At 56.2% G+C, this 21,334-nt stretch carries 17 protein-coding genes; 8 read left to right on the forward strand and 9 right to left on the reverse strand.

Going from position 1 to position 21,334, the window contains the following annotated elements:
* The first annotated feature begins 107 nt into the window (after nt 1-107).
* Entirely contained in the window at nt 108-644 is a 537-nt protein-coding gene (locus ABD971_RS11450) for a hypothetical protein (protein ID WP_345322108.1), read from the forward strand.
* A gap of 538 nt (nt 645-1,182) precedes the next feature.
* Here the strand turns inward: ABD971_RS11450 and ABD971_RS11455 are convergent.
* Nucleotides 1,183-3,120: a hypothetical protein gene (locus ABD971_RS11455; RefSeq protein WP_345322110.1), complete on the reverse strand. Its 1,938-nt coding sequence runs from the start codon at nt 3,118-3,120 to the stop codon at nt 1,183-1,185.
* A gap of 322 nt (nt 3,121-3,442) precedes the next feature.
* On the opposite strand from ABD971_RS11455, the gene ABD971_RS11460 reads away from it, so the two are divergent.
* From ABD971_RS11460 to hrpB, 3 genes are all read left to right on the forward strand, one after another.
* The gene (locus ABD971_RS11460) at nt 3,443-4,405 is read left to right on the forward strand and encodes a sugar phosphate isomerase/epimerase family protein (RefSeq protein ID WP_345322112.1); all 963 of its coding nucleotides are present in this window, start codon (nt 3,443-3,445) and stop codon (nt 4,403-4,405) included.
* Between the two features lie 123 nt (nt 4,406-4,528).
* Complete coding sequence (locus ABD971_RS11465) at nt 4,529-5,050, forward strand: DinB family protein (protein ID WP_345322114.1); 522 nt, start codon at nt 4,529-4,531, stop codon at nt 5,048-5,050.
* A 40-nt stretch (nt 5,051-5,090) separates the two neighbouring features.
* A complete protein-coding gene (hrpB, locus tag ABD971_RS11470) occupies nt 5,091-7,628 on the forward strand; it encodes an ATP-dependent helicase HrpB (protein ID WP_345322116.1) in 2,538 nt (845 codons plus the stop codon).
* 7 nt (nt 7,629-7,635) lie between these two features.
* Here the strand turns inward: hrpB and ABD971_RS11475 are convergent, their stop codons facing one another.
* The 5 genes from ABD971_RS11475 to ABD971_RS11495 all read right to left on the reverse strand — a co-directional run bounded on the left by ABD971_RS11475 (nt 7,636) and on the right by ABD971_RS11495 (nt 12,524).
* Nucleotides 7,636-8,976: a hypothetical protein gene (locus ABD971_RS11475; RefSeq protein WP_345322118.1), complete on the reverse strand. Its 1,341-nt coding sequence runs from the start codon at nt 8,974-8,976 to the stop codon at nt 7,636-7,638.
* A gap of 18 nt (nt 8,977-8,994) precedes the next feature.
* A complete protein-coding gene (locus ABD971_RS11480) occupies nt 8,995-10,377 on the reverse strand; it encodes an MBOAT family O-acyltransferase (RefSeq protein ID WP_345322120.1) in 1,383 nt (460 codons plus the stop codon).
* A gap of 17 nt (nt 10,378-10,394) precedes the next feature.
* Entirely contained in the window at nt 10,395-11,462 is a 1,068-nt protein-coding gene (locus ABD971_RS11485) for an SGNH/GDSL hydrolase family protein (protein ID WP_345322122.1), read from the reverse strand.
* A 14-nt stretch (nt 11,463-11,476) separates the two neighbouring features.
* A complete protein-coding gene (locus ABD971_RS11490) occupies nt 11,477-11,908 on the reverse strand; it encodes a peptidylprolyl isomerase (protein WP_339940224.1) in 432 nt (143 codons plus the stop codon).
* A gap of 67 nt (nt 11,909-11,975) precedes the next feature.
* Nucleotides 11,976-12,524: a cytochrome c oxidase assembly factor Coa1 family protein gene (locus ABD971_RS11495; protein ID WP_339940226.1), complete on the reverse strand. Its 549-nt coding sequence runs from the start codon at nt 12,522-12,524 to the stop codon at nt 11,976-11,978.
* A 601-nt stretch (nt 12,525-13,125) separates the two neighbouring features.
* Here ABD971_RS11495 and ABD971_RS11500 point away from each other — a divergent pair.
* Nucleotides 13,126-14,151: a glutamine synthetase beta-grasp domain-containing protein gene (locus ABD971_RS11500; RefSeq protein WP_339940228.1), complete on the forward strand. Its 1,026-nt coding sequence runs from the start codon at nt 13,126-13,128 to the stop codon at nt 14,149-14,151.
* Between the two features lie 222 nt (nt 14,152-14,373).
* Entirely contained in the window at nt 14,374-16,182 is a 1,809-nt protein-coding gene (locus ABD971_RS11505) for an AAA family ATPase (protein WP_345322125.1), read from the forward strand.
* Between the two features lie 330 nt (nt 16,183-16,512).
* Here ABD971_RS11505 and ABD971_RS11510 read toward each other — a convergent pair whose 3' ends face one another.
* The 3 genes from ABD971_RS11510 to moaA form a co-directional block, all read right to left on the reverse strand.
* Nucleotides 16,513-17,589, reverse strand: coding sequence for a sugar kinase (locus tag ABD971_RS11510; protein ID WP_339940232.1), 1,077 nt, complete (start codon nt 17,587-17,589; stop codon nt 16,513-16,515).
* Between the two features lie 143 nt (nt 17,590-17,732).
* Nucleotides 17,733-18,548 carry an SDR family oxidoreductase gene (locus tag ABD971_RS11515; RefSeq protein WP_345322127.1) on the reverse strand — a complete coding sequence of 272 codons (816 nt, stop codon included), beginning with the start codon at nt 18,546-18,548 and terminating at the stop codon, nt 17,733-17,735.
* A 142-nt stretch (nt 18,549-18,690) separates the two neighbouring features.
* Nucleotides 18,691-19,737 carry a GTP 3',8-cyclase MoaA gene (gene moaA / locus ABD971_RS11520; RefSeq protein ID WP_345322129.1) on the reverse strand — a complete coding sequence of 349 codons (1,047 nt, stop codon included), beginning with the start codon at nt 19,735-19,737 and terminating at the stop codon, nt 18,691-18,693.
* A gap of 185 nt (nt 19,738-19,922) precedes the next feature.
* Here moaA and ABD971_RS11525 point away from each other — a divergent pair, with 185 nt between their 5' ends.
* Together ABD971_RS11525 and ABD971_RS11530 are read left to right on the forward strand one after the other, a co-directional pair.
* Entirely contained in the window at nt 19,923-20,189 is a 267-nt protein-coding gene (locus tag ABD971_RS11525) for a zinc ribbon domain-containing protein (protein WP_339940238.1), read from the forward strand.
* Nucleotides 20,186-21,001 (forward strand): biotin--[acetyl-CoA-carboxylase] ligase, encoded by an 816-nt coding sequence (locus ABD971_RS11530; RefSeq protein ID WP_345322132.1) that lies wholly within the window; start codon nt 20,186-20,188, stop codon nt 20,999-21,001. Before ABD971_RS11525 ends, ABD971_RS11530 begins: the two co-directional genes overlap by 4 nt.
* Nucleotides 21,002-21,334: the final 333 nt, after the last annotated feature.

Genomic DNA, 21,334 nt, shown 5'->3' on the forward strand with positions numbered 1-21,334 from the left:
GTTCACGAGCTACTCACATGCGTGCGATCGAAGTTTTTTTCCAAGTCAGTCGCGGCTTTGTCGCCGCTCTGTTTCTAATCACCAGCCCCGTTGCGATTGCCGCCGACGTGACCGCCGTCGAAGAAGAATGGCAGCTCAACCTCAATTCGCCAAATGCCAGCCGGAGCTCACCGCAGCTCAACTGTATGATTTCGACGATCGGAGTCTCAGAATCCTATTACACCATTTTGCTGATCAACCAAAACGCTTTCGGCGGAGGAGGCCTTGAATTGCAACTGTGGAACGGGCTCGTCATGCTCGATTCGAGCGGTTTAGGGACCTTCGCATCGCTGGCTACTGCGGACGAGAAAATTCAATGGACGACGCGCATGGAGTTAGACAGCAATGGCTTGTTGAAAGTGCAAATCCTTAACGGCACGTCAACGACATGGGGAAAGTTTGGGGGCAAATCAAACCTGCTCGTGTCGACGCAAACTACACTTGCAAATCTTAACACTTACGATCCGAACATCACTGCAAACTCATCAGGCGTGGAATTCGGCAATCAACGGGTGAACAAGCTGATCCTTCGCAAAGTGCGGGTCTACACAAACAACAAAAAGTCCATCGAACAAGCGGTCGACCGCGTCGTGTTCGAGAACTAATCTCCTGGGCCGGTGCACTGTAAACGCCTCTAAATCGCCCCGTGTTTTTGTCTCGTTTTCTCGGGTTATAGTGCTCGTCCGAATCTTTTGACCGTACCGTTTTGGCGGCGGAGTAGACACTCATGGCTTTGATTTCGATCGTTGGCTGAGCAGGGGCACCGGGTAAGAACCGTACATCGCCTTGCTGAAATCTCACGCGAGTCTGGCCGCGTTTGCTTAACGTTAGACGATACTCTTGCTCTTCGCGGATTGTTTCAATGTGCACGTCCAGCTCGAAGTCCGTCGGCTCAATTCGCTGGATGCGGAACGCCCCCGCTGCGTCGAACAAATTCGGCCCGCCGAAGGTGCCTCATCTGGCTTTGTCTTGCCGGACTCCAACAAGACTTGCGTGGGAAGGCGAGCATTCCCCTCTGAAACTCGATCGTGATCGTGATCGCTGACTCTCCAGCCCAGTGGCGTCAAGCACGATTAAGACATGCGATAAGCCGGCCGCTGCCAGCACCGACGACAATGCCCGCAACACTTTCGCCTACCCACCTTACGGCTTGGCAATGTAGCGGTATTGTCCCTGGTTTTGTTCGGCAATTCGCTTCATCCGACTCTCGCCTGCACGACTGTAATACGCGATCGTATGCACCCGACTGATCAATCCGCCGGTGCCAAACAGATTTCGCTGCACATTCTTTTCCTGCAATAACTGTTCGGTCGACTGAGGAAACTCGCCGTCCGACAGCAAGAAGATTGCATCGGCTCGCAACTTCAGCACGAAATCGAGTAGATCGTTTGGGTTCCTGCCACGGTCGGCGCGAATCCCCATCGCCCATCGCTGCAACGCAGCCTTGTTTTTCGGAGTCGCGTAAGCACTTTGCGGCTCATCCTTCTTCGGATCACTCAATCGCATGAAGTCGGGATCCGAATCAAAGAAAATGACATAGAATCGTTGGTCGGGACGCAACGCGTTGATCGATTTCAGTAGTTCGATCCTGGCCGAATTGAAGGCGTCCCCCATACTCTTGCTGCTGTCGACCAGATAGACGAAATGGTTTCCCCCACCATCGACTCCACAAAACTGGATCTTCGCGTCCGAGTCACTCGGCTTGGTCAACATCGCGGCGGCCGAGTTGTCGGACTGGCTCAGCATGGCCGCAGCCGGGCTGGGCATCGATGGCGGTGGCGGCGGCTTGAAATCGGATACTGCGATCTCGCCGACGGGGCTCAAGTCGTACTGGATCTCGGACTCGGTTTGCTCTTCGGTCGGTTCGGTTTCCAATTCGCTGGTTTCAATGGAAAAGGTTTCCATCGACACTTCGGACGCCGACGGCGCCGAGGCGGATAGCGTCACTTGGTCCCGTGGCTTGTGCGTTTGCAGTGTGACAACGCCAAGGATTACGAGGATGACTGCATGCACAATCGCACTAGCGATCCAGGCTGCGGGTTTTCGTCGCCGATCTTCGGGCGTCACCGTGTCGTCAGCGACAAACGCAGAATCAAGGTCCGCGATATTCGCTCTTTCGAACGGCTTCTCGCCGCTGTCGAGGGTCGGGATCTGCAGGGATGGTAGATCCAATCGGCTCGCCGACTCGGTGGCGGCTGATTCGGCCGTTGCGATGCAAAGTGAAGATGCCTCGCTCGTTTCATCTGCTGGCACGACCGGGTTCGTCTCATCCGGTGATACCGCGTCTCGAAACCGAGGCGCAGAAGCTTGGCGATGCGCCGAATCGACGCGTCGCTGCGGTGCAGCGGCGTCATCTTCGCGAGCTTCAGTGACAATCGGAGCGATGGTGTCCGGATGGATGTTTGGAGCGTCAAGAACGGCCGGTTCGGTGACGCCAGCGGATGGTTTGCTGGTTGCTACGTCTGCATTTTCAGTTGCATTGGTACGGTCGCCATCCTGTTTTTCGGCATCATGGTCGAACGCTTCGCGAATCTCTTGCCAACTTTGAAACGACGTCGAGGCCAATGCGGCAGCGGAAAGCTCCTTTGGGATCGGCTCCGGTTCAAGCGGCGTCGACGTGGGTTTCTCGAGAATCGGGCCCGTATACCAAGTGACATCCGCTGTGTTTCGGTCCGGTTTTAAATCCGATTGTATGGGCGCCGCGGCATGCGAGGGTTCGTCCGCTGTGGGGGCGGAGCCGGTCGGTTGCCGCAACGCATGACTCGGGGCAACAGAGCTGGTTGCAGCCATCCGTATCGGCGACTCGGGGCCGGGAGCATCCAGTTCGCGAAGTTTTAGTTCAATCGAGGCCGCTTCGGCATCACACCTCGCCGCTTGCGCTTCATGACGCGCCGCATCGGCCTCTCGCTTGAGCCGGAACAATTCGAGTTCAAGTGACTCGCGTTCCGAATCGATACGCAGTTGCGAAGTGGGGTTACTGGTGTCTCGTGAAACAAGTGGTTCACTTGATTGCGTAAGCTCAGTTCGGCTGGCATCCGATGGATGCGGATTCAATTTCGATTCGGGTGAATCGCTTGGCATCAACACGCAAATGCTATTGAGAAAAGCATCTAATAAGAAAAGGGTGTGGTTCGCACTCCATCCATTGTGAGGCTTTTTTTCTCTGCTGCAACCAAATTCGTCGGGGATTGTATTTTCATTGCAAAGGTCGCGAAGCGTTTCGGAAATTCCCAGAGGAGTGAAATTCTCGGCACGTGTCGCTATCGGGAAATTCAGTTCTCTTATCCCTACCGATTTTCTGTGCAAGCAACGCCATGATGTTTTGATTAGGCTAATCGAGTAAAACGATGGCTCCTGCCCCTTTTTCTTCCCCTGATTTTTCCTTCCTGAGAGTTTTGCTGCTATGACCGACCGCCGCCAATTTATGGGACTTGTCAGCACCTCCGCCGTCGGTTTGGCGGTGACCCGCAATCTCGCAACCGTCACCGCCGCGGAACCGGTTTCCGCAAAGGACACCTTTCCGGTCCGCTTCGCTCTTAATATGAGCACGTTGCGAGGACACAATCTGACGGTCAAGCAGCAGATCGAAGTGGCTGCCGAGGCGGGCTACGATGGCGTCGAACCATGGATTCGAGATCTAGAAAACTATGTCAAAGACGGAGGCAGCGTTGCGGATTTGCGAAAGCAGATTGAAGATGCCGGGATGACGGTCGACAGCGCGATCGGATTTGCACAATGGATCAACGACGATGCCGAACAGCGAAAAGCGGGGCTCGAAGTGGCTCGCCGGGACATGGAATTGGTTCGGTCCATTGGGGGGACCATGATTGCGGCGCCGCCTATCGGGGCGCATCAAAAAGAAGCGATCTCGCCGCCACTTGAGGTTATCGCCGAGCGCTATCGTGCTCTGTTGCAAGTCGGGGACGAAACCGGAGTCACGCCTCAACTGGAACTTTGGGGTTTTTCGCCCACGATCAGCAAGCTGGGTGAATTGGCGTACGTCGCGACGGCCGCCGAGCACCCCAAAGCATGTGTGCTGCCCGATTTCTATCACATCTACAAAGGGGGCAGCGATTTCGCGGGACTAGGGATGATCGAAGCCTCGCGAATGCACTGCTTCCATATCAACGACTATCCCGGAGAACCGTCGCAGCGCGACATCAGTGACAAGGATCGTGTCTTTCCCGGCGACGGTGTCTGCCCGCTTGTGCCAACGATTCGCCAATTGCTTGACCATGGTTTCCGCGGCACCTTTTCACTCGAGTTGTTCAATCCCGAGTACTGGAAACGCGACGCGTTGGAAGTCGCCCGCGAGGGGCTGGCAAAGTCCAAGCAAGTTGTGGCGGACGCGATCGCCCAAGCGTGATTAACGGTAGTAAGTGGCTGCGAACGTCAAATCCGCGTCGGTGTCTAGACGGTTCTCGGCATCGCGACCTAGGATATGCCGTCTGGCGGTTTTTACACTCGAATGAAACAAGGATTTAACGCCGTGCCTAACATCGGTCCCATGATTGCAGCGTCCAGCCGGATTGGACTTGCCAACGCTCAACGAATGCTTAAAGACGTCACCCCCGAACAATTTGCTCGCTTTGCCAAGTGCGGCGATACGGTGATCGAGTCGAATCATCCCGCGTTCGTTTTTGGACACCTTAGTCTGTACGCATCCGAGGTGATCAAGGCGTTGGGAGGCGATGCATCGGCCTATCAGCCAAGCGATGAATTTGTCAAAGTGTTCTCCAAGTCAGCGAAGTGCGTCGACGATCCCGAGGGCAACATCTATCCTCCGATGGACGAGATTCTGAACGCGTTCAACACCGGCTATGAAGCCGCGCTGGCGGCGCTGGAAACTGCGGACGACGCCGTCTTGTTAGAGGCGAATCCCAATGAAGCGATGCGAGAGCGTCTGCCGACGTCTGGTGCGATGTTGAACTTCTACGTCGGTGGTCACATCACGCTTCACGTCGGCCAAATCAGTGCGTGGCGAAGAGCGTTTGGCTTGGGACCTGCGTAACCACAAGTGTCTCTGTCGCAATCCAAATGAGCATCTCTACGTGAGCGATTCTGGTTCCGGCAACTCGGTTTCTAGCGATGTTGACGCCCTCGACTTGCCGGTCGCGGAATGCTTGGACTCGATCCTTGCTGCGGCAAGCAAGTCGATTCCTGTGGTCTTGAAGGCGCCTCCGGGCGCTGGCAAAACGACGCTGGTTCCACTCGCATTGCTGCAGCGGAAGATCGTTGATGACGGCGAAATTCTATTGATTCAACCTCGTCGCCTGGCTGCACGCGGTGCAGCATCGAGGCTGGCTCATCTGGACCACAGCGAATTAGGCAGCCGCATCGGCTATCACGTTCGCTTTGATCGATGCACGTCCAAGCAGACTCGGTTGATCGTGATGACGACCGGCATGTTGCTGCGGCGACTGAGCAAGGATCCGCTGCTGGAAAACGTCGGCTGTGTAATCCTGGACGAGTTCCATGAACGCAGTCTCGAAATCGATTCGGCGCTGGGGATGCTGCACCGCATCCGCACGACGCTGCGTCCCGAATTAAAACTGATCGTGATGTCGGCCACGTTGGCGACCGAGCCGGTGGCGGAGTTTCTTGGCGATGCCGTATCGGTGCACAGCGAAGGCCGGGCGTTTCCAGTCGACATCGTCCATTCGCCTCATCTGTCCAAGCAGCCGATCGATTCACAAATCATCGAAACGTTGCCCGCAGCACTCGATCGGACGGCCGGTCACGTGCTGATTTTTTTGCCGGGGGTGGGTGAAATCCGGCGAACGCACCGGATGATCGCGGCAAGTGGGATGGCTGCAGATTGCACGCTGCATGATCTGTACGGCGAAATGAAAGCGGCCGATCAAGACGCGGTGCTTTCGGCATCGAAAAAACGCAAAATCATTCTTGCCACCAACGTCGCCGAAACGTCGGTCACGATTCCTGGCGTGACCGCGGTCATCGACAGCGGACTCGCTCGCGTGATGCGTTTCAATCCTGCCGTGGGGCTTCCGGTGCTTCGTTTGGAACCAATTTCCCAGGCCTCGGCGGACCAGCGGGCGGGCCGGGCCGGGCGAACCGAAGCGGGGGTTTGTTTTCGGCTCTGGCCGCTGGCTGCCCATCGCTCGCGTCGGCTGCACGATTCACCCGAAATCGAGCGTGCGGACTTCAGCTCTGCCGCCTTGATGTTGGCGGGTTGGGGCGAACGCGATGCATTGGATTTTCCTTGGCTGACACCGCCGTCGCTCGAAACCGTTGATCGGGCCAAACGGTTGTTGGTCTCGCTCGGCGCGATCGATGACAATGGTGGCTTATTGCCGGTCGGACAGCGAATGTTGCGGTTGCCACTGCATCCACGGATTGCCCGATTCCTCGTTGCTGCTGATGACTTTGGGGTGGTTTCCGACGCGACACTGATTGCGGCGCTGTTGAGCGAACGCAGTCCGTTTCGCTCGCAGTCGTTAAGTCTGTTTGACCAAATTGAAAAATTGAAGCGTTATCTCGATGGCGATGCTCGTATCGAGATCGATCGTGGGGCTGCGAAACAAATTCAGCGAGTTGCCAAGCAAATTCGCCGAATCATGGGATCGGCAGAGAACTCGCCGCAGCACTCAGGTGCTAACCAAGCATTGCAGCGATGTCTGTTAGCGGCGTACCCCGACCGCGTCGCACGTCGACGAAGCCACGACAGCGACCGTGGGGTGATGGTGGGCGGTCGCGGCGTCCAGCTTGCCAACGCGGCGCTGGCTCACGAAGCGGGCACGCCATCGAAATACTTTGTTTGTATCGATGTTGACGATCGCGGCACCGAAGCGATGGTGCGAATCGCGGTGCCGATCGAACTGGAGTGGCTTGACACGTCGCAGGTTCGCACGATAGATGAGCCGTTTTATGATCCCGCGAAACAAGTCGTGATCGCACGAAGACGGCAATATTTCCATGACCTCGTTCTCAGTGAATCACCGATCGAGTGTCAACCGAGTCCCCACGTCGCGACGGTGTTAGCGGATGTGGCGCGAGATGATGTCGAGTCGTTGTTGAGCGACAAAAACCAGGCCGCATTGGCATTTTTGCAGCGGGTACGCTTTCTGCATTCGCAAATGCCGGACTTAGAAATTCCCAAACTTGACGACGCTGCCGTGCACAGCGTGCTCGAACAGCTGTGCCAATCGATGACGTCGCTGGCCCAACTTCGCCGTGCGGCTTGGCTGGACCATTTCAAGGGAATCTTCGACTACGCGCAGCTGCAACAGATTGAACGTCACGCTCCCGAGCGAATCACCGTTCCCAGCGGCAACACGGTGCGTGTCGAGTACGCCGAGGGCAAGCCGCCCGCGATTCATGTCAAGCTGCAAGAGTTGTTTGGCTGGACCGACACACCTCGTATCGCTGGCGGCAAGGTGCCGCTGCAATTGCACTTGCTCGGTCCAAACCGCCGGCCGCAACAGATCACCGATGATTTGAATAGCTTTTGGAAGACAACCTATCCGGTCGTCCGCAAAGAACTACGTCGCCGCTATCCCAAACACTTTTGGCCCGAAGACGCTTTGACCGCAAAAGCAACTCATAATGGCTTGAAACCTCGCGATTAAACACGAGTCACCCTAGCTCTCGCGTTTTGCATTCCGGGAGGGGCAAAATGCACTGCAGTGCGGCCACTGCAAGCCACGCTGGCAAAAAGATCGCCGCAGCGTCGCTGAATCGGCCAATCCCGGGGCTGGTTAGGATCACAAACCCCAGCTTCGCCAGCAAATATGTCAGCGAAATGATCGTTAGCGAACGCATGGCGATGCCATTGTCCACGACTCCGCTGCACGGTATTCCGCTGGCCGATGCATAGATCAACCATGCGGCCAAGCCGAGGATTGCACTTAAAAATATTGGGTGCATGACGATGTCCGCAGCGATCGCCCATGCGCCCCGGCGGCCATTTTTTGCAATCCAGACCATGTAACGCTGCGGGTACTGGCGAATGATTTCTTGGTTCATCGCTTTGATGGCGTTGTGTTGTGCGACGGGATCGTCGCCTGCGAGTGATTGTGCCGCAGGCACGACAACAAAATAGGTCATCTCGTCCCAGCGAGCATCGATGGTCATCGTCGCTCCCGTTTCGCCTGCGGCAAAAGTGTGCCCCGCTGCCGCGAGATCTTGCTGCTCCGACACGATCGATTCTCCCATCGCGGCCGCATCACCCGGTAACGCTCGGAGTTCTTCGTCCGACAGCAATTGGACCAGTACACCCGCCAAGTTCTGGTGGCCAAACGGCAGGATTCCAAAGTCGTTGACGGCCACCAAGCGAAGTCCCATCCAGGCTAATATTGGCACGAGTGTCGCGACCGAAACGAGCAAGCTGTTGCCCAGCGAGCGTTTCCAGGATTGCCCATGTATCCGGCCTAATAAGCTGCCTGCGACCATCAGCCAGGGGATTAGAAACAGGTAAGCGGGTCGCAGCATGATCGCAATCACCGACAAAACTACAACCGCGGTGGCCCACCGCCACGAATCCGCCGCAGTGCTGAATCGCAAAAGTGCGGTCGCAACCATGACGCCCATGGAGGCTGCGATCGCATCGGTCGAAACGGTGTTGATGTGGTCCATCGCGGTGCATCCCACTGCGATCGCGATTCCTGCGACGATGCAGTCGCGAGCGCCGAGCCCTTGCCGTCTCAGTTCGATGGCGAACCAGGATGCTGCCGTGGCGTGCACGATCACCTGGGCCAAAGGGATAAAAGCCAAGCCGGCCGTGCTGCGAATTGCCATTAACCACAGCGGATATCCCGGCGTGCGAATCGAACGGCCGATCGCATCCAGCGACGAAAACGAGTAATCCAGATAGCTTGTGGAGTCCGATACGAAATGGGGTTCAAGTCGCCCGCTCAGCCAAGCTACGAAAACGCCGCCGACGACAAAGGAAATCCAGTAGGCGAAAGCGGGCTTCATCGTTGGTTTGGTTGTTGATCAAAACTGGAAATAGACAAACGGCTGGAAACCGACAGGAGCATAGATTAACAAAGCCCACAGCATCACGGTGGTGGCGATCGGCGAATACCAAGCATCCGGCGGCAATCGCATCACACGTCGCCAGCGTGTTGCCCACATCATATGCTCGATCATCATGCACCCAAGCACCCCGATCACCAGCGGCGGGTACCAGTGAATACCGAGCGACGGGACCGCTAGTCGCTGCAGCATGCTTACCGCGGCGTTCAAATCGGTCGAGCGGAACAGCACCCAGCCAACCAATACCACGATCATCACCAACGCCCAGTGGATAAACGTTGGCAGTCGCCGAGACGTCGCGCCACGCAAGACGCGTTCGATGCAAAGCGCACCACCATGTAGCATGCCCCACAGGACAAACGTCCAAGCTGCACCGTGCCACAGACCACCAAGTGTCATCGTCACCATCAAGTTGCGATACGTCGTCATCGTCGAGTATCGATTGCCGCCAAGCGGAATGTAAAGATAGTCGCGAAGCCAACGTGACAGCGTGATGTGCCAGCGATGCCAAAATTCGGACATCGAAGTCGCCAAATAAGGATGCCGGAAATTTTTGGGAAATCGATAGCCAAGCATCTTTGCTGACCCAATCGCCATGTCGGTGTATCCGGAAAAGTCCAAACAGATCTGCCCTGCATAGGCGGTCACGGCCAACCATAGCGTGCTGCTGCTGTAGTAGTCTGGGTTCTCAAAAACGACATCGACCATCTCGCCTAGCCGGTCGGCCATCAGGACCTTCTTGACCGCGCCTCGCAAAAGTTGCTGAAAACCATAGTAAAATCGTCGGTTGGACCAGGCAGGAGTCGTGGAGAGTTGCGGCAGCAATTCGCGAGCACGGACGATCGGCCCAGCGACCAGTTGAGGAAAGAACGCAACGTACAGGGCAAAGTCGAGCAGGCTGTTCGTCGGTCGCAGGACTCGCCGATAAACATCAATCGTGTAGCTGAGCGTTTGAAAGGTGTAAAACGAGATGCCCACTGGCAGGATGATGTTCAGCGTGCTGGCGCTTCCGCCCATCGCTTCGACCATCGGGGCCGCCGAGGCGATGAAGAAATTGAAGTACTTGAAGAACGCCAACACCCCGAGGTTCACCAAGATGCTAACGATCAGCCACCGGCGACGCGTCGCTGTATGGCTACTGTTATCGATTGCATGGGAAACGACAAAGTCGACAATCGTCGACAGCAACAACAGCAGACAAAATCGAATGTCCCAGTAGGCATAGAAGTAGTAACTAGCGCCCAGCAGGATCGTATTGCGAACAAGGCGATTGCCGGTTAGCCAAACCGCAGCAAGCACCACGAGAAAGAAGATCAGAAACTCGGCTTGAGTAAAAAGCACTTCGATCTCTCCGCAGTTTAGTGAACGGGGAAATCAAAAAGTTCGATCTCGGAAACGATCTCCGATGCAATGATTGCGTATCCTGTCACGTTAAGATGGCCTTGCATGATGATGCCATTGTGGAATCCGTGAGGCCATTGATTGTTCTCGGCCGAATCGACGAGCTGTTCGGTCACGTCATGCAGGCGGATTTCGGCGGCCTGGGCGGCCTGTTTGATTTTGGCTAGGTCGCTGCCGGTCGGTTGATCGTCGTCCACCACGATCGACGTCAATGATTTGCGTTGAATTCGCGGCGAATAAAGCAGCAAGATGGGCCGGTCGCTTGCCGATCGAATCGTCTGCATCACCGTGTGCCAATCGGTTTTTTGCGTTACCGGGATCGCTGCTGGTTGAGGTTCGCTTTTGATCGGACCCACGGAAAACCGCAGTTTGCGAGGCGTATCGTCGGGGGTTCGCAAGACACGGCGAACGGCTTGGATCACAAACGCAGGCACATTCGACGCGATCCGGTTCTGGGCTGCTAGCTGCTTGGGATCCACTTCGGGTGATTCGTCGATTGCTGCGGTAGCCGCTTCGAGGTCGACCATTTCTGCGACTAGGATCACATGCATGTCGATCGAAAGTGCTTCTTCGACTCGCGGGATTTGGGCCAGCCAATCGGCGGCATCATCGCCGCTTCGCGCCAATGGCAATGCCACGATGGTTTGTTTGGATTGCTCGGCGATGCGTTCGATTTGCCGATGCAATTTTTGCTCGTCGGCAACGCCAACGCCCTCGGCTTGCGAGTCGCCCCAGATCGCGATGCGAATAACGCCCGCAGATTTTGTTTCGGGAAGAGGCTTTGTTTCGCCAAGACTTGTCCGCCCCGGCATGCCATGGGGTCCGATCGCAGTGGTGGCGTAACCTTCGCTACGCCAGCGATAGAGATGTCCGCTCTGAAGGACTACGACGCCGCGCAGTGGGTCGAGCCGAGAGGGCACATAGCTGCGAACAAACAGCGGAGAAGTGAACGCGATAAGAAACGTGCCAAACAGTGCACCGAGCAACCATTTGGCAACGATTCTTTTTGCGTAAGGGGCGTTCATGCGTCCGAGTCAGATTACTCTTCGGTCACTCGCACAGTGGTCATCTTGTCGCCTTGCTCGATCGAGTCCACGACGTCTTGGCCTTCGATGACTTTACCGAACACGCTGTGTTTGCCATCCAGGTGAGGAGTAGCAAGGTGCGTGATGAAGAATTGCGATCCGTTGGTGTTGGGGCCGGCGTTGGCCATCGAAAGAACGCCAGGTCCGTCGTGCTTCAGTTCAGGATGAAATTCGTCTTCGAATTTGTAGCCCGGCCCGCCGGTGCCTGTGCCTTGAGGGCAGCCGCCTTGGATCATGAAATCAGGGATCACGCGGTGGAAGCTGAGCCCATCGTAGAATTTCTTTTCGCAAAGCGTTTCAAAGTTCTCGACGGTTTTTGGAGTCTTGTCGTCGAAAAGTTCGATGCGGATTTTGCCTTTGGTTGTGTCAAACGTTGCAACTTTCATCAATCAATCTTGGTTAAAGAGGGGGGGAGTTAGATTCGTCAATTTCGATGACGAGAATGTTGTGTGGCTATTTCAGCAGGATTTCGGGTTCGGGTTGATCGAGTGCCGGTGAGTCGGCGTCCATCTCAAATCCCGTGTCGATTTGATCTTCGAACGATTCCAGATCCGAAATGACTTCGTATCGAGTGCCATCGGGCATCACAAGGTCTGCTGACTGGATCGATATCCCGTTGCCGTTGTTGCTGGGGTCCTGTTTGATCTCAAGCACGCCAGAGCCTTTGCTGCCGACGATATCAAATGCCAGGGTGCCCGGTTCGTTCTGGCCCGCTTCACCCGTGGCAGCCAAATTCAGCTCCGCAGATTGGATTTCGCCAATGTGTTCTTGGATGACAGGATTCGCCGCCACTTCCTGTGTGATCATGTCGGCCATCATGCCCTGGCCCATGCGGAACATGAAGTACGCGCCGCCACAGCACACCACTCCACCGACGACGCATACGCCTAAGATGATTCCGATCACCCATTTCCAGGTGTTGCTCTTTGGCGGTGGAGACTGTTGGCCTGCAAACCGGCTGTTTGGGTTAGTTTCAAACGGGTCGTTAGGGGGCATCGACATTCAAGACACTCAGAAAAAACGAGGGCGAGTTCAGCGCAAAACGGAATCGTTTCAGAGCGAGGGAAACCGGTACGAGAATCCGTTTCCATGACGCTCAGGCTTCGCTTCTATTAGAACGGCAAACCCGTTTGCGGCATAGTCGAGGCGATCAAGGAGAGGCGAACGGTGATCCGCGGGAAGCGGGGCCGGCTGGAAATGCGGTAAACCGCTTGCGGGGGGCTTTTGCGCCGGGGGGATGCTTTTGCGCCGGGGTGATGCTGCCACCCCGTCTATTTGCGGGGCCAGTCCTCAACAGAGTGGCTCCGCAATGGATGGTTCGTTACCATTGGCTATTGCCGACCCACTCCTGGATCAACTGCACTTCCGCTTCGCAAAATTTCAGATATCCTAGTTGGGTCCGGGCCAACACCTCGCTTGTCATAATACGAGTTGAGTAGAGTTGGGACACAATTCCTTTGCCGCGAGCAGGATGCTTCGTGAATCGGAATTTTGGGTGTGGTAGGTAGAACCGCTTGGACTTTGTTGAGCCTCCAGGACGAAATGTTCGCTCCGAGGCTCGAAACTCACTCGTACTGATGATTCATTAAAGGGAATCGATTACATGACCAAATGCAAGTTAGAGTACATCTGGCTCGATGGCTACCAACCTACCCAGAGCCTGCGAAGTAAGACGAAAGTTGTTGACGACTTCAGCGGCAAAGTCGAAGACGCCGAGCAATGGTCGTTTGACGGTTCGTCCACCGAACAAGCTCCCGGCGGTAGCAGCGATTGCTTGTTGAAGCCTGTTTTTGTGTGTCCCGATCCAGCACGTTTGGGCACCGGTTTTTTGGTCATGTGCGAAGTGCTTGATCACGAAGGTAACCCGCACCGCACCAACGGTCGTGCGACCATCAACGACAACGATGACGATTTCTGGTTCGGTTTTGAGCAAGAATACACGATCTGGAATCCCGACACGCAAAAGCCTGTTGGCTTCCCCGTCGAAGGTTTCCCCGGTCCTCAAGGCCCTTACTACTGTAGCGTTGGCCACGGCAAAGCGGTTGGACGTGAAATCGTCGAAGAGCACCTTGAATTGTGCTTGGCGGCCGGTTTGAACGTCGAAGGCATCAACGCCGAAGTCATGATGGGCCAATGGGAATTCCAGATCTTCGCGAAGGGCGCCGCTTTGGCTGGCGACCAGATTTGGATCGCTCGTTACTTGCTCGAGCGTACTGCTGAAAAGTATGACATGAGCATCAACTGGCACTGCAAGCCCGTTCAAGGCGACTGGAACGGCAGCGGTATGCACGCCAACTTCAGTAACACGCTTCTGCGTACTTGCGGCAGCAAGGAAGTTTACGATGCCGTTTGCCAAGCGTTCGAGCCACGTATCAAGAGCCACATCGACGTTTACGGTGCGGACAACGATCAACGCTTGACCGGGCTTCACGAAACGCAATCGATCGACAAATTCAGCTACGGTGTTTCCGACCGTGGTGCATCGATTCGTATTCCAATCGTGACTGTCCAAAAGGGCTGGAAGGGCTATCTCGAAGATCGTCGTCCAGCATCCAACGCTGACCCGTACATGGTTGCCAGTGCAATCATCACGACGGTCAAGAGCGCCAAGTTGCCAGTCGGCGCGTAAGCCCGCCTGAGTCGGTTTGAAAAAAACGAAAGCCCGCCCGCAATGATTTGCAGGCGGGCTTTTTTCGTTTGCAAAGCCGCTTTTTTTAACGCCGCTCCGCTAGAAAATCGTTGTCGTTTGCCGCTGTGATTTCGGCGCCGTCAATCCGTCTGCATTGATGTATCGATTCCGCTAAGATGATTTGCATTCCGGCTCTCCTTCTCTTTGGATGCGAATAGATCTATGTCACGACTTTCGGATGACCAAATCATCGAATCGATTCGGCTTTATCGCGAAGCGATTCAGGAAACGAAGGCTTTGTATGTCGAGAGCGGCCAACGGGTTCGCGGTTCCTATGCCTGGCTCGACGGCGAAGATGTGGACGCGGCGGCGATCGCCCAGCAGATGGATGATCTGCACCAAGGGTTGCTGATGAAGGTCTTTGCAGCCGTAGTTCCCACCGCCGACAGCCGAACGATCGAACAGCGTCAACTCGGCCGCGTTTTGCTCGAACATCTGTGGGGCAAATCCGTGATGGGGCATCAATTGCACGAAGCGGTGGATTGGCTGATTTCGGCTTCGGCCGATTTTAAGTGGTGCGATCTGGTGCGACCTTTTGCCGAGCTCGCGCCGTTGCGAGATCGCTGGGGTGAACTCGAGACGCTGGTGATGCGAATGGCAAACTTGCTCGTTTCGGTCGACGGAGAAACGAGTGAGTCGGATAACGCAAACCTTGCGGCGATGCGGGCGCAGATGAAAGAGGTTGTCGGTGAATCCGAGCCCGAAGAGCGGAATAGTCAAATGGACACCGATGCCGCCCGCGATGCCATCGTGTGGCTTCGTGAGGAAGCTGCAAGATTGCGGGACGGTACGAGTGTCACCGCAGCGGAGAAGCCGACGCCCACGGCGGGTCCGGGCGCTGCGCCACCCAAGTCGCCTCCCCTGTCGGGCGTGAAGCCAGCCTCGAAATCGGCGGAACCGCTCGATGAGCGAACTCCGGAACAGCGTTTGGCTGAGGCTCGAGCCAAGCTCGATCAATTGATCGGGCTTGATGCGATCAAGGACCAGATCCAAACGCTGACGAACTTTCTAAAAATGGAGTCGCAGCGAGAAAAAGAGGGGCTGCCGATGACACGGCCCAGTTTACACATGGCGTTTGTTGGGAATCCAGGAACCGGTAAGACGACGGTGGCGCGGATCATCGCCGATATCTACGGGGCGCTGGGGATCTTGGAAAAAGGGCACCTCGTGGAAACCGATCGCAGCGGATTGGTCGCCGAATATGCGGGCCAAACCGGACCGAAAACGAATGCGAAAATCGACGAGGCGCTAGATGGCGTGCTGTTCATCGACGAAGCCTACACGTTGATTGACGAAGACGGGCAAGACCAATATGGCCGCGAGGCGGTGCAGACACTGTTAAAGCGAATGGAGGATCAGCGGGATCGCTTGGTTGTGATCCTGGCGGGATATCCCGTCGAAATGCGAAAGATGATTCGCAGCAACCCTGGCTTGAGTTCCCGCGTCGGAACAACGATGCACTTTGATGATTATCCCCCCGAAGCGCTTTGCCGGATCTTTGAGCTAATCGCGAAAAAGTCAAAGTACACGCTGCCAACCGAATCGCGGCGACGACTGCTTCGCGGGTTCACCTATTTGTACATTGCTCGTGATCGTCACTTCGGAAACGGACGTACGTCTCGCAACAGTTTCGAGCGAAGCGTTCGCCGCTTGGCGAACCGTTTGGCCACGTTGACCGAAGTGGATCGCAAGTTGTTGACGACACTCGAGGCCGAAGACATCGAGGTTGCCGATGTGACGCAAGCGCATCTTGCCGCGTTGGTTGCCGAGCCAGGCAATGTGCGTGTGCACTGTAAGCACTGTGAGCAAGCGGTCGTAATTGACGACAAGCAGCTTGCGACGGAGATCAAATGCGATGCGTGCAAGGAGATGTACGAAGCCGATTGGGGCGAGCCCGTCCTTGAGTTGCCCAAACCTGCCGGCGACACATCCGGCGAAGGTGAAGGGGCCAAAGACGTGATCGTTAAGTAACGGTGCGGCGTGCGGGCTCGACTCCGCAATTTTGAAGTGCCGGAGGCACGGCAGCATGTAGCCTGGGGCGTGAGCCCCAAGTGTTTGTTGCCACACGTTACCAAAGCCCCGGAGGGGCGGCAGCGATCGGCAGTTTCGCTTCCTGTCGCCCCTCCGGGGCTTCATGTTGTAGTTTTCTTCGGTTTCCTGGGGCTCACGCCCCAGGCTACGTGCTGCCGCCACTCCGTGGCTTAAAGCATGCTGGAATTCAGAACGTTTCACTTTCGCATCCAGCCGGATCAGCGTCGCTTAGGGCGACTTGATCCGGCCTACTCAAGTTTTGCTTGACGTTTATCGTTGGACGCGAGCGTTTCCTTTCCAGATGCTCCAGACTTGGTCTTCATCGGCGGGTTGTCCGTAGTCGGTGTTCAGCGTTGCGGTCAGGGCGCCAGTGGCCCAACCGAACTGGGAGCTCTTGTCTGCGTCCCAGCCTTTGAGCACGCCGTAAAGCAACCCGCCGACGAATCCATCGCCGCCGCCGATGCGGTCGAACACGCCGATCTGGCGGGGCTCGATCACGCTAAACTCTTTGCCGTGCGAAACGATTGCGCCCCACATGTGCGAGTTGGCGCTCTCGACTTCACGAAGGGTCGTGGCGAACAGGGACGTGTCAGGATATTCCTGCTTGACGCGGTTGATCATGCCTTTGAAGCCTTCGATTTTGGCGGCGATGCCCTTGCCACCAGCCTCGGGGCCTTCAACGCCCAAGCACAGCTGAAAATCTTCTTCGTTGCCGATCAGGATGTCCGACAGGCTGGCGATTTCTTTGAATTGCTTCGATAGCAGTTCTTCGCGGCCTTTCCAAAACGACGCGCGGTGGTTGAGGTCGAAGGAGATGCGAGCACCATTCTTTTTGGCAACGCGAGCGATCTCTAAGCAGAACTCGCTGGTCTCTTCGGACAACGCCGCGATCAGCCCTGACATGTGAACGATCTTGGCACCTTCGTCGCCGAAGATTCGCTGCAAGTCGAAATCTTTCACGTTCAATTTGCGTCCGACTTCGCCGGCTCGGTCGTTTTGAACTCGCGGTCCACGCGAGCCCCAGCCGCTATCGGCCATGTTGATTTGGTGCCGCACCCCCCACGGGGTGTCTTGAGTGAACTCGGGGCCTTCGTAATCCATGTGGCGGCGAGCCAAGTCGTCTTTAATGAACCGCGCGATGGGACTGTCTTTGACGAATGCTGTCAAGATTTTGACGGGCATCCCAAGGAACGACGCGATGCTGCCGACGTTCGACTCCGCGCTGGTGCCCTGCATCTTGAAAGTGTCGCTGCAGTGAAACGGCTGGTGGTCAGCCGGCGTCAGCCGAACTCCCATGCTGGTGGGGATGACGAGAGAGTACTTGGCGTCGTTTCGAAGTTCAATCATTTGGGCGGCTCGTTGAGGGGATGGGAAGGGAACCGGCATGGATGCCGACCACGTTCCTTGCGAACGTGGTTGCTAAGGTGTGTGCTGGAATGTGCGAACCGTTCGCTTGGCGGTGGCCGGTTTGCTAAATCGTGACGGGTTCGCTAAATGGTGACGGAGGCAAAGCCACCATCAATGGCGATGTTTTGTCCGGTGACGAACGACGATGCCTTTCGGCTGGCAAGCCAAACGACCGCACCCGCCAATTCTTCGGCGCTGCCGAAACGCGACATTGGTGTGTGGCCAATGATTTGACCGCCGCGTTCGGTGTAGCTGCCGTCCTCGTTGAACAGCAGTTTGCGGTTCTGTTCGGCTGGAAAGAATCCGGGGCTGATCGCGTTAACACGCACGCCAGTGGTTGCCCATTCGCGAGCCAACCAAAGGGTCAAGTTGATGACGGCTGCTTTGGCTGCGGAATACGCGACGACTCGCGAAAGCGGAATCATGCCCGACATCGAAGCGATGTTAATGATGCTGCCGACTTTCGCCTCGATCATGTCGGGAGCGAATACTTGGCACGGCAGCAGCGAACCGCCTACGAGGTTCAAGTCGAATACGTCACGCCATGCTTCCTGAGGCAATTTGCAGAAATCGCCGCCGGGTGGGATTGTGGCGTCAGGACGGTTTCCGCCTGCGGCATTGACCAGCACCGAAGTCGGCGAACCGGCCCACGCTTTGATCGCATCGCGAGTCGTGGCAAGAGCGTCAGGGTCGAGACTGTCCGCGGCAAAGAACTTCGCTTCGCCTCCGCCGTCAATGATCTTTTGAGCCCGGGCGTTACCGCGTTCGGGGTTTCGCCCCAACACAGCCACCTTGGCTCCATAAGCCCCGAGTGCCTCGGCCATCATGCCGCCAAGTTCGCCCGTGCCGCCGATCACTGCGGCCACATCATCGTCAAGTTTGAATATGTCTTTGTTCATGGGGAGATACTTTAATTGCTCGGTCGGTGTCAGAATAGGTGAGAGGGGGTTTTAAGATTTTGTCATCGGTGAGGGGGCGGAGGCGACGTGAGTAAAGGTGCTTTGACGGGCTACAAATCGGTGTTGGAACCCGCTTTGCTCGTTATCCGCCGATCGAGTACATCGCCCGCGGCGGCGGCGAGAATCCATCGCCATCGATTCCATGACTCGGTTTCTTTTGCCACACACAATCACGTACGACTTGGATCAGTTGTTCGTCGCTGGCGCCACCGCGAAGCAAGTCGCGAATTGGCGCTTCGTCACTCGCGAACAAGCAATTTCGGATCGATCCATCGGCGGTGATCCTCAGCCGGTTGCACGCTTGGCAAAACGGTTGCGACACCGAGCGAATGATCCCGATCTCGGCGCCCGCGAATTTCCCACCCTCGGGCAAGCGAAATCGTTCGGCTGGCTGGGATGGCGTCTCACGAGGTTGCTCGATCAGCGTTCCGAAATGCTGCTCGATTAGCCCCAGCAAGCGGTCGCCGCTTAGCACTGAGTCTCGTTGCCATGCTCGATCAAAATCGAGTGGCATGAACTCGATAAAACGAATTACGACTTGCTTGGCGGCGGCAAACTCAATCAGCGAGACGAATTCGTGCTCGGTGATTCCTTGGATCGCGATCGCATTGAGTTTGATCGACTCGAAACCGCATTGAATTGCCGCCTCGATGCCCGCGAGCGTTTCGTCGAGCGAATCGCGGCGGGCCAGCTTTTTGAATTGCTCGTGATCGAGTGTATCGATACTGATGTTCAGCCGTTTCAGTCCCGCGGCTTTTAATTTTGCGGCTTGCTCGGGCAGCAGGATACCGTTGGTGGTGAGTGACAGATCGGTCAGCCCCGGAATCCCGCTGAGCATGGCTACAAAACGGTCCAATTCGCGGCGGACCAGCGGTTCGCCACCTGTCAATCGAACATCGTTGATGCCGCATCGGGTGACCAAAAGTTCAGTGAGTCGGTGCAGTTCTTCGAAGGTCAGCAGGTGATCGCGAGGCATAAACGTCGCGTCGAGTTCAGGCATGCAATAAGTGCAGCGTAGATTGCAGCGATCCGTCACGCTCAGCCGGACGCTGGTGTGAACTCGGCCCAGTGAATCGGTCAACGGTCGATCGGGCAGTCGCGATTCGGCTGTGGTCAAGTCTTGGTTCATTGCTTTGCCGGATGCCCGCGTGAATTACCGGAGAACGACCCGAATTACAGCCGACAGCGTAATTTACGGCGGACTGCGGGGTTATCGGAAAGTTCGTCACTCACTAATCTACACCACTTGGTGGTACATTGATTCCCGGCTTGTTTGGGAAAAACGCCGGATTCCTCGATTGTTGCAGCACCGAAGTGAAAGATGATTCAACCTTTGCTTGCCCCCACTGCGGCGCCGAGTTGCCCGCTCGAGCGAAGTTCTGCCGACATTGCGGCAGCAGTGACGAGGATGGCTGGAAGACAGAATCGGATGAAATCGATGCCGACGATGACTTTGACTACGACGAGTACGTTCGCGAAGAGTTTTCCGAAAATGCCGTCGTCAGCTCGAAACTGAAAACGTGGCAGATCGTGGTCATACTATTGATCTTGGCTTCGATGAGTTTGTGGGTGCTCGGATGATTCAGGCCGATCAGGATGTGGATCCCAAAGGGATGCGAGTCGTGCAGTCACTGGTGGACGACCACGTTTGCGGGTCGGCGGTGTATCACCACAGCACGGCATCGACCAATTCCGATGCACTGAACGAGTTAACGCAAGGCAAAGTGACGCAAGATCATTTGCCGCGTTTGTACATCGCCGATCGTCAAACGGCGGGGCGAGGACGACAGGGGAATACATGGCTTAGCAGTGACGATGCGTTGACGTTTTCGTTGACCGTAGCGTTCGATTTGCTTGCCGCCGATCGACGAGGCCTGCTGTCGTTAGCCGCAGGATTGGCCACGGCGCGTGCGATTGAATTCTTGTTCGCTCCGGTGCGAGCGTATTTAAAGTGGCCCAACGATGTTTATCTCGCCGGCGGCAAAGTCGCGGGGGTATTGATTGAGACCAATCAAGCGACCCGCGACCGTGTCGTGATCGGAATTGGGGTGAATATCAACGAGCAACCGAAGATCGATACTCTTGGTGCCGCATCGCCGCAGTCTTTGTTTTCGGCCACCGGGCGTATGGCGACGCGGTTTGAGTTGCTCGATCCGATCGTCCGTGAATTAGTCGAGGTTGTTGCGTCGATCGAAGAATCGCCCAGCGAGGTTTTGGCCGAATTCCGGTTGCGATGTTATTTGACAAACAAACTGATCACGTTTCGTGATCGCGGCGTCGAAAACGAAGGCACCGTCGAGGGGATCGCGGATGACGGTGCGTTACTGGTCAGGACACTTGAGGGACTGCGGCGCTGTGACAGCGGCGAGGTCCGCCTTGTTCGCCTCTGTTAATCTCTAGGAAGGCAATCTCGAGCCGTCCCGCATCCGCGTCACACTACCTCCTCACCCAGGGACACAGCATGTTTCGCCCCTGTAGTGGACGAGGCAACGAGTCCCGAGACGTTTTCCACGGGGACAGAGCTTGATCCCTTGGGGACAACGCTACGACTGGACTCCTTCCAGAGGGACAGAGCCCAATTGTTGGGGGTTGACTTTTGATCAGCTCACGCGAAGGATTGAATGTTAAACCCATCGGCTCCTTCTGCCTACAAACTCCTTCGCCAGAAACGAGGTGTGATGATGGCTCGTTTAACGCGATCGGAAGTCTTTGATCCCGACGAAATT

It is taken from the genome of Novipirellula rosea (assembly GCF_039541335.1).
GTDB lineage: Bacteria > Planctomycetota > Planctomycetia > Pirellulales > Pirellulaceae > Novipirellula > Novipirellula rosea.